Annotated in this window: 14 protein-coding genes; 9 read left to right on the top strand and 5 right to left on the bottom strand. The window is 60.2% G+C overall.

Features of this window, described 5'->3' with window-relative positions; genetic code table 11:
* Positions 1-28: 28 nt before the first annotated feature.
* The 5 genes from RXV86_RS02200 to RXV86_RS02220 form a co-directional block, all read right to left on the bottom strand.
* On the bottom strand, positions 29-1,573 hold the full coding sequence (locus RXV86_RS02200; protein WP_316297156.1) for an acetolactate synthase large subunit: 1,545 nt from the start codon (positions 1,571-1,573) through the stop codon (positions 29-31).
* Between the two features lie 376 nt (positions 1,574-1,949).
* Positions 1,950-3,386 (bottom strand): siroheme synthase CysG, encoded by a 1,437-nt coding sequence (gene cysG / locus RXV86_RS02205; RefSeq protein WP_316297157.1) that lies wholly within the window; start codon positions 3,384-3,386, stop codon positions 1,950-1,952.
* A 225-nt stretch (positions 3,387-3,611) separates the two neighbouring features.
* A complete protein-coding gene (locus RXV86_RS02210; RefSeq protein ID WP_316297158.1) occupies positions 3,612-3,830 on the bottom strand; it encodes a hypothetical protein in 219 nt (72 codons plus the stop codon).
* Positions 3,823-4,020: a hypothetical protein gene (locus RXV86_RS02215; protein ID WP_316297159.1), complete on the bottom strand. Its 198-nt coding sequence runs from the start codon at positions 4,018-4,020 to the stop codon at positions 3,823-3,825. The genes RXV86_RS02210 and RXV86_RS02215 overlap by 8 nt, the downstream gene beginning before the upstream one ends.
* On the bottom strand, positions 4,020-4,994 hold the full coding sequence (locus RXV86_RS02220) for a TauD/TfdA family dioxygenase (protein ID WP_316297160.1): 975 nt from the start codon (positions 4,992-4,994) through the stop codon (positions 4,020-4,022). The genes RXV86_RS02215 and RXV86_RS02220 overlap by 1 nt, the downstream gene beginning before the upstream one ends.
* Before the next feature lie 204 nt (positions 4,995-5,198).
* On the opposite strand from RXV86_RS02220, the gene dsrA reads away from it, so the two are divergent.
* The 9 genes from dsrA to RXV86_RS02265 all read left to right on the top strand — a co-directional run bounded on the left by dsrA (position 5,199) and on the right by RXV86_RS02265 (position 13,507).
* Complete coding sequence (dsrA, locus tag RXV86_RS02225) at positions 5,199-6,497, top strand: dissimilatory-type sulfite reductase subunit alpha (protein WP_316297161.1); 1,299 nt, start codon at positions 5,199-5,201, stop codon at positions 6,495-6,497.
* 75 nt (positions 6,498-6,572) lie between these two features.
* Positions 6,573-7,658 (top strand): dissimilatory-type sulfite reductase subunit beta, encoded by a 1,086-nt coding sequence (gene dsrB / locus RXV86_RS02230; protein WP_316297162.1) that lies wholly within the window; start codon positions 6,573-6,575, stop codon positions 7,656-7,658.
* A gap of 16 nt (positions 7,659-7,674) precedes the next feature.
* The gene (gene tusD / locus RXV86_RS02235) at positions 7,675-8,067 is read left to right on the top strand and encodes a sulfurtransferase complex subunit TusD (protein WP_316297163.1); all 393 of its coding nucleotides are present in this window, start codon (positions 7,675-7,677) and stop codon (positions 8,065-8,067) included.
* Between the two features lie 12 nt (positions 8,068-8,079).
* Positions 8,080-8,487 carry a sulfurtransferase complex subunit TusC gene (tusC, locus tag RXV86_RS02240; protein ID WP_316297164.1) on the top strand — a complete coding sequence of 136 codons (408 nt, stop codon included), beginning with the start codon at positions 8,080-8,082 and terminating at the stop codon, positions 8,485-8,487.
* A gap of 11 nt (positions 8,488-8,498) precedes the next feature.
* Positions 8,499-8,807 carry a sulfurtransferase complex subunit TusB gene (tusB, locus tag RXV86_RS02245; protein WP_316297165.1) on the top strand — a complete coding sequence of 103 codons (309 nt, stop codon included), beginning with the start codon at positions 8,499-8,501 and terminating at the stop codon, positions 8,805-8,807.
* 43 nt (positions 8,808-8,850) lie between these two features.
* Positions 8,851-9,183, top strand: a complete 333-nt coding sequence (locus tag RXV86_RS02250; RefSeq protein WP_316297166.1) for a TusE/DsrC/DsvC family sulfur relay protein — start codon at positions 8,851-8,853, stop codon at positions 9,181-9,183.
* A 97-nt stretch (positions 9,184-9,280) separates the two neighbouring features.
* The gene (locus RXV86_RS02255; protein WP_316297167.1) at positions 9,281-10,003 is read left to right on the top strand and encodes a respiratory nitrate reductase subunit gamma; all 723 of its coding nucleotides are present in this window, start codon (positions 9,281-9,283) and stop codon (positions 10,001-10,003) included.
* A 3-nt stretch (positions 10,004-10,006) separates the two neighbouring features.
* Positions 10,007-11,542: a sulfate reduction electron transfer complex DsrMKJOP subunit DsrK gene (gene dsrK / locus RXV86_RS02260; protein WP_316297168.1), complete on the top strand. Its 1,536-nt coding sequence runs from the start codon at positions 10,007-10,009 to the stop codon at positions 11,540-11,542.
* A 12-nt stretch (positions 11,543-11,554) separates the two neighbouring features.
* A complete protein-coding gene (locus RXV86_RS02265) occupies positions 11,555-13,507 on the top strand; it encodes an NAD(P)-binding protein (protein ID WP_316297169.1) in 1,953 nt (650 codons plus the stop codon).
* The last annotated feature ends 2 nt before the right edge of the window (positions 13,508-13,509 follow it).

Below are 13,509 nucleotides of genomic sequence, written 5' to 3' on the forward strand. Positions count from 1 at the left end.
TGGTATGGGTTCTGCGGTTCGGGATGGCTCACATGACCGCTTCGATCAGAAAAGGCCCGGGGGTGGCCATGGCCAACGAGATCGCTTTTCTTAGCTCCGTGGCCTCACTCACCTGCCGCGCAGCAACGCCATATCCTTCGGCGAGAGCAACCCAGCCGATTGACGGATTGCCCAGGTCCATCAGCGGGTCGGAGTTTTCGTCCGGCTCGCCAGCGCCGATCTTGGACATTTCGTTCGACAGGATCTTGTAGCGCCGATTCGACAAGATCAGAACGGTGATGTTCATACCGGCGCGCGCCATGGTCCACAGTGCCTGGAGCGTGTAGCTGGCCGATCCGTCGCCGATGACTGCCAGAACAGGGCGGTTGGGGCAGGCGGCGGCGCAGCCGATGGCCAGTGGCATGCCATAGCCGATCGAGCCACCGCGATTGTTGAGCCAGTCATGGGCAGGCGCGGAGGCGCAGGCGGGGTATAGGCTGGTACCATTGGTGACGGATTCGTCGGCAACGATGGCATTTTCGGGCAGGCCATTGGCCACCGCAGCGCCTAGGGCCTCGGGCGTGATCGGGCCGGTTGGGATCGGGGGCAGGGCCAGTTTTTGTGGTTCGGCGATACTGGCGTCCAACTCGTCGGCCAGCACGGAAAGAGCGGTTTCGACATCGGCTTCGGCGGGGCAAAGTGTTGTTATCTCGCATGTTTCTGGCAAGAGGGCGCTGGGGCGTTCGGGGTATGCAAAAAATGCGACCGGTGCACGAGCCCCGGCCAGCACGGCCTGTTTGGCACCTTCTAGTGTGGCAATGGCTGCGTCGATCTGGAACGGGATGCGAGCCAGCCCCGGCAAACCGCCGCCGCGAGAGCAGCGGGCGGTTGCGGCCTCGGCGAGAAGGGTGGCTCCGGTCTTGGCGGCGATGGCCTGAGCCAGCTCCTGCATGCGACGGGTGATATGGGGGGCGCCAAGGAGCAGATAGGCACCGGGAGTTTGCAGAGCCTTGGCCGCCTGGGACACGGCGGCGGGGTCGGGGGCGTCAAGGGAAGGTATTTCGATGGCAGGCTGGTTGTCCGGCGCGGCCTCGGACCAGGCCACGTCATTGGGCATGATCAACGTGCCAATCCCCTTCACCCCGCTCTGGATGTCACGCAGCAGGTCGCCGGTGACCCGGGCAATGTCGGCGGGCTCGGTCAGGGTCGCGACCGTCTTGCTGACCGGCCCGGCCAGCCCGGCAATATCCGAGGTCAGTGGCGCGTCATGAGCGATGTGGGCCACAGCGTGTTCGCCCACGATATTGAGAACCGGCATCGCTGCCTTGCGCGCATTATGCAGGTTTGCCAAGCCGTTAGCGAGACCAGGACCCAGATGCAGCAGGGTTGCGGCAGGGCGTCCCGACATCCGGGCGTAGCCATCGGCGGCCCCGGTGGCGACCCCTTCGAAAAGGCATAGATGATTGGCGATGCGCCCGTCTCGGGTGAGCGCCGCGACAAGGTGCATTTCCGTAGTGCCGGGGTTGGAGAAACAGACTTTGATACCGTTTTCGATCAACACATCGGCCAGGGCGTCGGCGCCGTTGTAAGACATCTGCAAATCCTTTCCCGAAGGGCGTGGTTCCTGCGCAGCCTGACGTAACAGCTTGGCGGGATCAATCGCAAAGCACCGGAGGCGTAGAGGGAGAGGGCGGGCCAATTCTGAATGGGAGCTTTCGTTGCCGTCCGGTCAGGTTAACGCGAGAATTTAACCGAAAAGAAAGGGGCTGGTATCCGTCTGCTTTCTGTCGGCTATCTGTCTGGCGCTCGGTCGGGCAGGGAATCGTCAGGGATTGGGTTAACGCGCCGTTCGCTGCGCGTCACTGCGGCGTCACCAGCGAGTCATGTGGGCAAAGCGAAGCCCCCCGGCGACGCCGAAGGCGGGCGTAAAGCCTCACCCCGGCGTCGCTGTCAGGCGGCACATCCCCTGTTCATATATCCAGCGCGCGGGTCGAGGCGAGGCTCATGTCGTGCAGCCGGTCCTCAAGGCTCGGGTTAAGCGTGTCCCGCAGGGTCACAACCGAGCCGACAATGATCATTGCCGGGCCTTTGAGCTCAGCCTCTTCGACCGCGTCGTCTATTTCGCCAAGCGTACCGGTGACCACCCGCTGCTCAGGGCGGGTACCGTTCTCGACTACCGCCACCGGTGTGGCCATGTCGACGCCGCGATCCTCGAAGCCTTCGACAAGGGCATCCAGTGAGGAAAGCCCCATGTAGATCGCCACGGTCTGCGATGGCCGGGACAGAACATCCCAGTCGAGTCCGAGTACGCCGCCACGGCCATGGGCCGTGATCAGCACGCAGGATTGGGCATGATCGCGATGGGTCAGCGGAATACCGGCATAGGCACCGCAGCCGACGGCAGCGGTGATGCCGGGCACCACCTGGCAGCGAATTCCATTTTCTGCCAGTGCGGCAATTTCTTCGCCGCCACGGCCAAAGACGAAGGGGTCGCCGCCCTTGAGGCGCAGCACCCGGTTGCCCTCTTTCGCCAGCCGCACCATCAGGGCGGAAATGTCTTCCTGTTCCATGGTGTGATTGGACGGGGCCTTGCCGACATAGATGCGTTCGGCGTCACGGCGCACCAGGTTGAGGATGCCGTCACCGATCAGCCGGTCATAAAGCACCACGTCGGCGCGTTGCATCAGGCGCAGGGCGCGGAAGGTCAGCAGGTCCGGATCGCCGGGGCCGGCCCCGACGAGATAGACTTCGCCCATTGCCGGCGCATCGCTGTTGGCAGCCTCGTCGAGATCGGATTCGATCTGGACGCGGGCGCGGTCTTCGTCCCCGGCAAGGTAGAAATCCCCGGCCGGACCTTCGATCATGGTTTCCCAGAAGCGGCGGCGGTCGCGGCCATCGGGCAGGGCGTCGGCGATTTTCTGGCGGAAGCTGCCGGTAAAGCGGGCCAGACGGCCAAAGATCGCCGGGACGCTCGATTCGATCCGGGCGCGCAAGATGCGGCCGATCACCGGTGCGGCGCCGCCGGTGGAGATGGCCACCACGATAGGGGCGCGGTCGACTACCGAGGGTGTGATGAAATCGCACATCGCAGGCACGTCGGCGACGTTGCACAGCACCTTCTCGGCGCGGCTCCAATCCCAGAGGCGCTGGTCGCGCTCTTCCAGTTCCGAGGCACCGTAGACGATGATTGAGCGGGCGACATCCGCTTGCGTGGGCAGGCGGGCATGGTGGGTGACGTTTTCGTGGTCGAACAGCAGCTGCATTTCCGGATGCGGGTCGGGTTCGAACACCTCGACATGGGCCCCGGCGGACAGGGCGCGTTCAACCCGGCGCGCAGCCACGGTTTCGCCGCCATCGACCAGCACGGTCTTGCCTTTGATGCCAAAGAAGATGGGAAGGTTGTCCATTGGTCGTGCCTTCAAGATTCAGTCCGGCGGTGAGTTGTGCCGGGAGATTTCGGTTATCCAGCACGGGCAGCTTCAGCTGACCGGGCCGCGCCCGACCCTCCCCCCTGGAGGGCGCTTTTGCAACCGGGCGTCTGGATGTGCGGTATCTGTTTATATCGACCGGGTGCGTAGTGAAACCGTGACTAAGCGCCCACCCAGGGTCGGTCGCGACCCTCCGTTTCTGAATCAGCCGTCCGTGCTCAAATCCGCCGCCTCAATCAGCGCCGCCGCGAGGTTGCGGGCGGCCTCACCATCGAGGTCGATCTGGGTGATACGTTTGCCTTCGCGCAGGATCAATCGGGTCATTTTCATTCCAGATGGAAAAGTGACCTCGCGAACCTGGGCCTTGCGGGTATAGGGCAGATCAAAGGCGGCAATTTCGCGGAAGACCTCGCCGTCACTCATAGTCGAGCCCCCGGGTGAATGCCGCCTCGAGCTGCCATTCCCATTTGCGCGGGGTGTCGCGGTAATCGGGTTTCAGGTCGAACTCCATGAACACCTCGCCCGAGGCGCCAAGGTGTTGGACCAGTTTTTCCAGTTCGGCAAAGCTGGTGACATCGGGGTGGCCGATGATCAGGTCGCTGAGTTTCGCCATCAGATCTCTCCTACTCGGTTGTGGAACCGGACCCGGAACATCACGCGGGTGAGATCCGTGTCGGCGCCATTTTCAAAAGGTGTGCGCGTGTGCAGCACGTTGTTGTTCAGAACCCCCTGGCCGGGTTGCAGCCGCGCGCGCAAGGCCAAGGGGTCGCCTTTGGCCAGATAGTTGCGCAGCCAGGCCTCGGCTTCAAGCGTGACCGGGTCGTCGCGCCACGAAATCGAGCGGGTGCGGGCAGTGTAGCGCATCTGCATCCGGCCGGTCTGCGGGTCGGGATAGAAGACCGGGCCGACCGAGACCGGGCGAACCGAGCCGTCCTTTTCGACGTTTTCCGGGATGGCCATTGCCTGGGGGTGCATCAGGGCGCGCAGGTATTCGGGATGTGCGTCGCGCAGGCGGATATAGATGATCTCGTGGTCGAGGATGTCATTGGTGCCGCCTTCGGCAGCCTGGACCATGCAATGCAGCACGAAGCCCGAGATCAGGTTGTCGGGTGCATTATAATAGCCGTCGGTGTGCCAGTTGATGCCGCGGCTGGTGTAGGGAATGAAGCCGCGCTGCTCGGGGGTGTCGCTGACTCGCAGGGCGACGATGCCCTGTTCGCCTTCGGAGCGGTGGGCCTCGGCAATGCGCAACCCGAAAGCGTCGGCAAAACCGCGCAATTGGCGCCGCACGGTGGAATCATCTGTTTCTGCTGGGGCCGAATAGACGGCAAAATTGCTCTCCTGACAGCGCCGAATGACTTCTTTTCGCTCGGATTCGGAGGGGTTTGCGAGGTCAGAAAGGGCCACCGGGGCCTCGCTCAGGCATTTTTCTGCCCTGCTCAATTTTGTCGCACGCCACGCCAGATAACCGGCATCCGAGTCCAGGTTCGCCCAGTCAAATTCTTGATTTGCTTTAGTTTTATCTGACATGGGCGCTTCCTTTTTGTTGCATCTTACATGTATTTTTTGTTTCGGATGCTGCGACAAAGTAGTATAAAGGACATCTGGTAGTGCTTTTATTTTTTACATTCGTTTATTGTAATGTATAGATGAAAAGAGCACATGCCATGCTGGCTCGGGTCTGGGAGCTTCCCGGAGACGGCGATCCTTAACCGGATCGCAATCTTTGAGGAAGATTTTCACCAAGCCGAACCCGGCCGGTATAACCGCAGCTAGATCTGGGAGGATGTTGTGAAAGACGGCGACGCGAACAAAACTGTAGACGGTAAGGATGTCCATCCGACGCCCCACCTTGACGCACTGGAAGACGGCCCCTGGCCGAGCTTCGTAACAGGCCTGAAGCGCCTGCGTGACGAGGGCACGGAAAGCAACCGACGCATCATGAATGACCTGATGGGTCAGCTGAACCACTCGTACGAGAAGCGCCTTGGCTTCTGGAAGGGTGGCGCGGTTTCGGTGCTTGGCTATGGCGGCGGTGTAATCCCGCGCTTCTCGGAAGTGGCCGAGCAGTTCCCGGAATCGAAAGAATTCCACACGCTGCGCGTCATGCCGCCGGCGGGTTTCCACTATGACACCAATATCCTGCGTCAGATGTGCGATGTCTGGGAAAAGCACGGCTCGGGCCTGATTGCCTTCCACGGCCAGTCTGGCGACATCATGTTCCAGGGCTGTTCGACCGAGGCAACCCAGACCGCCTTTGATGAGCTCAATGAGATGGGCTTTGACCTTGGCGGCGCCGGCCCGGCCCTGCGGACCGCGATGTCCTGCGTCGGCCACGCCCGTTGCGAGCAGAGCTGCTATGACGAGGTGCGCGCGCACCGTTCGATCATCAACCTGCTTCTGGACGAAATGCACCGTCCGGCATTGCCCTACAAGTTCAAGTTCAAGTTCTCGGGCTGCGCCAACGACTGTGTGAACGCGATCCACCGCGCCGACTTTGCCGTGATCGGCACCTGGCGCGATGAAATCAAGATCAACCAGGACGAAGTCAAGAAGCACATCGAGAAGGTGGGCCGCAAATACACCATCGACACCGTTGTCAGCATGTGCCCGACCCGGGCGATTTCGCTGAACGACGATGACACGATGGAAATCGACAACCCCAGCTGCGTGCGCTGCATGCACTGCATCAACGTCATGACCAAGGCCCTGAGCCCGGGTGATGACCGCGGGATTTCGATCATGATCGGCGGCAAGCGCTCGCTCAAGATCGGCGACCTGATGGGCATCATGGTGGTACCGTTCATGAAGCTGGAAACCGACGAAGACTTTGAGAAGCTTGAAGAATTCGCGGAAAACGTTGTTGAGTTCTTTGCTGACAACGCGCTTGAGCACGAGCGTGTGGGTGAAACCATCGACCGCATCGGTTTGCCGGCCTTCCTTGAGGCGCTGGAGATCGAGGTCGACCCGAACATGGTCAACCACCCGACAACTTCCAGCTATGTGCGGACCGACGATTTCGACGAAGAAGCCGAAAAATGGTTCGAGCGCAAAGCGCAGGAAGCAGGCCTTCAGATCAGCGCCGAGTAATCGGCGCCGACACCTTGGTTTTCTAAATTACACCTGCCGCCCGGGAAAAAACGGCGGCAGGGATGGAGGAGAGACATGACAGACGCAGCAGCAGTAAAACCGCGGATGCCCGATGAAGTAGGGGTCCCCGATCCGTTCCCTTACATGCACCCGGTGATGAAAAAGAACTATGGCAACTGGGACTGGCATGACCGCCCGCGCCCTGGCGTTCTGCACCACGTTTCCAAATCGGGCGACGAGATCTGGACCGTTCGGGCCGGTACTCAGCGTCAGATGGACGTGTTCACCATTCGCAAGCTCTGTGACATCGGTGACGAATATGCCGACGGCCACGTTCGGTTCACCACCCGGTCGAACATCGAGTACCTGCTCGACGACGAAGCCAAGGTAAACCCGCTGATCGAAAAGCTGGGTCAAGAGGGCTTCCCGGTGGGCGGCACCGGCGCGTCCGTGTCGATGGTCAGCCACACCCAGGGCTGGTTGCACTGTGACATTCCCGGCACTGACGCTTCGGGCGTTGTGAAGGGCCTGATGGACCTGCTGCACAAGGACTTTATCGAGGAAAAGATGCCGAACCGCGTTCGCATCACCACCTCGTGCTGCCAGATCAACTGTGGTGGTCAGGGCGATATTGCGATCAACGTGCAATACACCAAGCCGCCGAAAATCAATCACGACCTGGTCGCAAACGTTTGTGAGCGCCCCGCCGTTGTGGCCCGTTGCCCCGTTGCAGCGATCCGCCCCGCGATGGTGAACGGCAAGCCGTCGCTTGAAGTGGACGAAAAGAAATGCGTCTGCTGCGGTGCCTGCTACCCGCCGTGCCCGCCGATGCAGATCAACGGTGACGACTCCACCAAGATCGCCATCTGGGTTGGTGGTAAGCACTCGAACGCACGCAGCAAACCGACGTTCCACAAGCTGGCCGTCGCCAACCTGCCCAACAACGCACCGCACTGGCCGGAAGTGACCGCCGTCGTTCGCAAGATCGTCGACGCCTACAAAGCCGACGCCAAGCATTGGGAGCGTATGGGTGAGTGGATCGAACGTATCGGTTGGAACCGGTTCTTCGAGATGACCGACATGGCGTTCACCAAGCACCACCTCGACACCTGGACCGGTGCGCGTAAATCGATGAACATGTCGGCGCACATCCACTTCTAAGATACGGAGAATACAGGTGAAATTCGGAGTAGTTGTCAGCGAAGGCCCCTATACCCACCAGGCGGTGGATTCGGCTTATCGCTTTGTCACAGCCGCCATCGAGAAGGGGCACGAGGTTCCTCGTGTCTTCTTCTACCACGATGGGGTGAATGTCTCGACCCGCCTGTCGGTTCCGCCGCAGGACGAGCGTAACATCCAGCAAAACTGGAGTGCGCTGGCCAAGGAGCACAACATCGATCTGGTGGTGTGCATCGCGGCGGCCCAACGGCGCGGCATTCTCGATGAGAATGAAGCCAACCGTCAGGGTAAGGACGCCAACAACATTGCCGAGGGGTTCCGGATTTCCGGCCTGGGGCAGCTGATCGAAATGGGTATCCAGACGGACCGTCTGGTGACCTTCGGCGACTAAGGGGGAATTGAAATGTCCGATACAAAGAAATTCCTCTACGTGAACCGCAAGGCGCCCTATGGCACGATCTATGCGCTGGAAGCGCTTGAGGTTGTGCTGATCGGTGCTGCGTTCGAGCAGGATGTGGAACTGGCGTTTCTGGATGACGGTGTTTTCCAGCTGACCAAGGGTCAGAAGACCGACGGCATTGGCATGAAGAACTTTTCCCCGACCTTCCGGGCGCTGGGCGACTATGAGGTCACCAAGCTCTATGTCGAAAAGGAAAGCCTGGACGAGCGCGGCCTGACGGCGGACGATCTACAGGAAATCATGTGGGAAGACGAAGATGATGATTGGGAAGAGAAACCCTCGATCCGCATCGTCAGCCGTGCTGAGATGGCCGACGTGATGGCCAATCAGGACGTGGTTCTGAGCTTCTGAGGGGAAGAGAGATGGCAACGCTACATACAGTCAACAAATCACCCTTCATGACGCAGACTCTGCTGAGCTGCCTCAACCACGCCAAGGACGGCGACGCGATCCTGATGATCGAGGACGGTGTCTATGGTGGCATGGCGGGTACCGGTCTGAGCGACGCGGTTGCGGCGCGAACCGGAGCTGTGAAGATCTGCGTGCTGAGCGAAGACCTCGAAGCACGCGGACTTGCGGCAGAGCGCCTTATGGAAGGTGTCAGCGCAGTAGGATATGATGGGTTTGTAGATCTGGTCGCGGAAAACGACCGGACGCAGAACTGGCTTTAAATGAACAGCCCGTTTGCGGGCAGGATATCTAAGGAGAAATAACATGGCATATGACGTGAACGGCACCGCCGTTGAGCATGACGAGGAAGGCTACATCACCAACCTGAGTGAGTGGAGCAAAGAGCTGGCAGACGTGATCGCCGACGCGGAAAGCATCGAAATGACCGAAGAGCACTGGGCCGTCGTCAACTTCCTGCGGGAATACTATGACGAATACCAGATCGCTCCCGCCGTGCGCGTTCTGATCAAGGCGATCAAGAAGTCGATGGGTCCGGACGTGGGCAACAACAAGTACATGTACGAGCTGTTCCCCTATGGCCCGGCCAAGCAAGCCTGTAAAATTGCTGGCCTGCCCAAGCCGACCGGCTGCGTCTGATCGCACCAGACATTCTTTCCGGCCGGGCAGGGGCCTGGCCGGAATGCAAAAGCTTTAAAATTCAGAAGCTTACGCGAATACTACGGGAGGAGTCCGCGTGATCTCTGCCATCTACGCCATTCTGTTCTATGTCGCGACCATTCTATTGGTTGTCGGTGTGGCAATGAAAATCCGCAAATACGCGCGCACCCCGGCCCCGTTGAAAATCCCGACGACGCCGGCACCGACGACGCGCGGCGGCGTGGTTCTGCGCATGGCGCGCGAAGTCATCTTCTTTGAAAGCCTGTTCAAGTCGAACAAGTGGATCTGGCTGTTTGGCTGGACGTTCCACATGGGCATGTGGCTGGTTCTGATCCGCCACATCCGGTATTTCCAATACGATGTGTCGTGGTGGGTTGGACTTGCGCAACCCTTTGGCACCTATGCCAGTTTTGCCATGCTGTTTGGCCTGCTGGGCCTGTGGGCACGCCGCGTGCTGGTCGAGCGTATTCGTTACATCACCAACCCCAGCGATCATCTAATGCTGGCGCTGTTGGTGGCGATCGTGGGCAGCGGCATGATGATGCGTTTCGTTGTTCACACCGATATCATTCAGGTCAAGGCCTTCATGCTGGGCCTGATGCGGCTGCGCATTGAAACCTTGCCGAGCGATCCGATCTTGCTGGTGCATCTGGGCGCGGTCGCCGTGCTGATGATCATCTTCCCGATCTCGAAACTGCTGCACGCGCCGGGCGTCTTCTTCAGCCCGACCCGCAACCAGGTCGATAACCCGCGCGAAGTGCGCCACATCGCCCCCTGGGCCAAGAAACTGGAGGGTTGAGACATGGCGGCTGATGGTAACGACATCCCCAAGATGGAACACCCGCTGGAAATTCCCAAGCTGAAGTGCGGGGCGATGGAAGGGCTGAAACCGTTCATTGCGGCTCCCGAACACCAGGAGCCGCTGGGTTTCCCCGGGGAGCTGGTCGAGAACTGGAAAGAGGTCGCGTTGGCCAAGATGAAGGACATCGCGGAAAAAAACCGCGCTTTCCAGGTCTATCTTGATACCTGCGTGAAATGTGGCGCCTGCACCGACAAGTGCCACTACTTCCTGGGCACTGGTGACCCGAAAAACATGCCAGTGGCGCGTCAGGACCTGCTGCGCAGTGTCTATCGCCGCTACTTCACCTTCGCGGGCAAATACTTCCCGTCGCTGGTGGGCGCGCGTGACCTGACCGAAGAAGTCCTGCAGGAGTGGTATTCCTATTACCACCAATGCTCCGAATGCCGCCGGTGCAGCGTGTTCTGCCCCTATGGCATCGACACCGCCGAGATAACCATGGCGGCGCGCGATATCCTGGCCGCGGTCGGGATCGGGCAGAAGTATTCCAACGAGATCATCGGCAAGGTCCATGACATCGGCAACAACCTTGGTCTGAACGCCAAGGCGCTGGGCGCGACGCTGGAAGATCTGGAAGAAGAGATTGAAGACGACACCGGCGTGTCGGTGCGCATCCCGCTGGACGAGAAGGGCGCCGATATCCTTCTGATCACGCCAAGCGCGGATTTCTTTGCCGAACCGCATATCGACGGTCTGCTGGGCTATGCCAAGGTGTTCCACGAGGCCGGGGTCAGCTGGACGGTGTCGTCCTATGCTTCGGAAGCGGCCAACTTTGGCATGTTCATCGGTAACTATGAGAACATGCGCGAGATCAGCCTGCGGATCCGCAAGGCGGCGCAGGATCTGGGCGTGAAGCGGATCGTGTTCGGCGAATGCGGTCACGCCTGGCGGGTGGCCTACAGCTTCCTCAACACGCTGGCAGGGCCGTTCGATTTCCTGGATCAGAACTATCCGATCCCGCAGCATATTCTGGAATTCACTTGGGATGAGATCCAGAAGGGCACGCTGACCTTCGACAAGAGCCAGAACGATCACATGAAGCTGACCTATCACGACAGCTGCAACGTGGCGCGTGCGTCCCGCATGGGCACCGAGCCGGGCGGTCAATTCGAAATTCCGCGTAACGTGATCAAGGCTGTGTGTAACAACTATTATGACATGGATCGTCAGACCACTCACGAAAGCACTCTGTGTTGCGGCGGCGGCGGCGGCCTGTTGACCGACGACCTGATGGATCTGCGCAAGAAGGGGGCCAGCCCCCGGATGACCGCGCTGCAACAGGTCACAGAAGAGCATGGCGTAACCCACATGGCGGCTATTTGCGCGATCTGCAAAACGCAGTTCGGCAAGGTGATGCCGGACTATGGTTATGACATGGACAGCATCGTTTCGGTGCACCAACTGGTTTCGAACGCAATCGTCCTGACGGGTCAGGATGGTGCGGAGGAGGACGAAACCGAAGCCGCCGAAGAAACGTAAGGGAGAGAAATCATGGATGGTGAAAAGTCGCTGACATTCCGCCGGTACGAAGAGGGCGAGACCCCGGACGATTGGGACCTCGAGGAAAAGATTTTCCAACAGGACACGACCTACAAGTGCCCGACCTACATCCACCGCACGCCGCCCTGCCAGGGATCGTGCCCGGCGGGTGAGGACATTCGCGGCTGGCTGAACATCGTTCGTGGTATCGAAAAGCCCCCGGTGGATGCCGATGGCAACGAGATGGACTGGAAGGACTATGCCTTTCTGCGCTCCACCGATGCCAACCCGTTCCCGGCGATCATGGGTCGGGTCTGCCCGGCGCCGTGCCAGGATGGCTGTAATCGCAACGAAGTCGAACAGAATGTCGGCATCAACGCGGTTGAGCATTTCATCGGCGACCATGCGCTGGAAACCAATCTGCCGTTGCGGTCCCCTGGGGCCGATACCGGCAAGAGCATTGCCCTGATCGGTGGCGGTATTGCTTCGCTGACCGCCGCTTACCAGCTGCGCCGCATGGGCCACGCGGCCACTATCTTTGAAGCCCACAGCAAGCTGGGCGGGATGATGCGCTATGGCATTCCGGGTTACCGGACGCCGCGCGACGTGCTGGATGGCGAGATTCAGCGGGTTCTGGACATGGGGGTCGAGGTCAAGACCGGTGTGAAGATCGGTGTTGATATCAGCCTTGCCAAACTGGAAGAAGATTACGACGCCGTGTTCGTCGGCATCGGGGCCCAGTCGGGCACGCCGATCCCGATCCCCGGCGCGGACAAGGCCAGCAACTGTATCACCGGTGTCGCCTTTCTTGAGGCGTTCAACGATGGCCGGTTGCAGCATGGCGCGCAGAAGGTTCTGGTCATCGGTGGTGGCGATACCGCGATGGACGTGGCCGCCGTTGCCCGCCGTCTCGGCCATATCGAGCACAGCCACGAGCAGGATCGTCCGGAATTTGTTGTTCTGGGTCACACCGCGCATGACGTGGCCACGGTTGCCAAGCGTGACGGTGCCGACGTGAAGGTGATCTATCGCCGCCCGGTTGACAAGATGCCTGCCACCGAGATGGAAGTGAAACACGTCCGCGAAGAGGGTGTGGAAATTCACGGCTCGCTGGTGCCGGTGGAGGTTGTGCTGGGCGACGATGGTCGCGCCCGCGCGCTGAAGGTTGCCAAGGCCGACTGGTCCTCGGGCAAGATGGAGATGATTGAAGGCAGCGAACACGAGATCGAGGCCGATCTGATCGTGGCCGCCATCGGTCAGGCCGGTGATCTGAAAGGTATGGAAGAGCTGGACAACGGGTGGGGGCTTGTGAATGCCAACGCCAATTACCAGTGGCCGGACCGTGAGAACATCTTTGTTGCCGGTGACATCATCAAGCCGCACTTGCTGACCACCGCTGTGGGGCAGGCGTCGATTGCCGCCAAGGCGATTGATCAGTTCCTCAAGGGGGAGAAGCAGGGCAAGCCGCCCAAGGTCAACGTGCACCACTTCAACCTGTTGGAAAAGCTGAAGGAAACCAATCAGGCACCGACTGAGTATGCGCATGCGCAGACCGACGGCACCGACAGCGCCGAGTGGGCCGTGCACAATTACGAGGATCGCGCCGCGAACCAGATCGTGCCGGCGGACGAGCTGTTCCTGGGTCATTGGGAACATGATGCCCGGTTCGACCGCAAGTCGATCGAGATCGGTCCCGAGGCGGTTCTGGGTCACTTTGGTGAGCGGATCGAAGCCCCCAATGACGAAGAAGCCCGCAAAGAAGCCGACCGCTGCATGAGTTGTGGCATGTGCTTTGAGTGCGACAACTGTGTGATCTACTGCCCGCAGGACGCGGTGCACCGGGTCAAGAAATCCGACCGGACGACCGGCCGCTATGTGGATACCGACTATTCGAAATGTATCGGTTGTCACATCTGTGCCGATGTCTGTCCGAGCGGTTACATCAAGATGGGTCTGGGCGAGTAACA

Source organism: Aliisedimentitalea sp. MJ-SS2, assembly GCF_032586155.1.
Taxonomy (GTDB): Bacteria; Pseudomonadota; Alphaproteobacteria; order Rhodobacterales; family Rhodobacteraceae; genus JAWHTC01.

Bases quoted from the DNA above. Each gene is read 5' to 3' on its own strand.
- RXV86_RS02200 (WP_316297156.1), bottom strand. From the start codon at position 1,573: ATGTCTTACAACGGCGCCGACGCCCTGGCCGATGTGTTGATCGAAAAC.
- cysG (WP_316297157.1), bottom strand. From the start codon at position 3,386: ATGGACAACCTTCCCATCTTCTTTGGCATCAAAGGCAAGACCGTGCTG.
- RXV86_RS02210 (WP_316297158.1), bottom strand. From the start codon at position 3,830: ATGAGTGACGGCGAGGTCTTCCGCGAAATTGCCGCCTTTGATCTGCCC.
- RXV86_RS02215 (WP_316297159.1), bottom strand. From the start codon at position 4,020: ATGGCGAAACTCAGCGACCTGATCATCGGCCACCCCGATGTCACCAGC.
- dsrB (WP_316297162.1), top strand. From the start codon at position 6,573: ATGACAGACGCAGCAGCAGTAAAACCGCGGATGCCCGATGAAGTAGGG.
- tusC (WP_316297164.1), top strand. From the start codon at position 8,080: ATGTCCGATACAAAGAAATTCCTCTACGTGAACCGCAAGGCGCCCTAT.
- tusB (WP_316297165.1), top strand. From the start codon at position 8,499: ATGGCAACGCTACATACAGTCAACAAATCACCCTTCATGACGCAGACT.
- RXV86_RS02250 (WP_316297166.1), top strand. From the start codon at position 8,851: ATGGCATATGACGTGAACGGCACCGCCGTTGAGCATGACGAGGAAGGC.
- dsrK (WP_316297168.1), top strand. From the start codon at position 10,007: ATGGCGGCTGATGGTAACGACATCCCCAAGATGGAACACCCGCTGGAA.
- RXV86_RS02265 (WP_316297169.1), top strand. From the start codon at position 11,555: ATGGATGGTGAAAAGTCGCTGACATTCCGCCGGTACGAAGAGGGCGAG.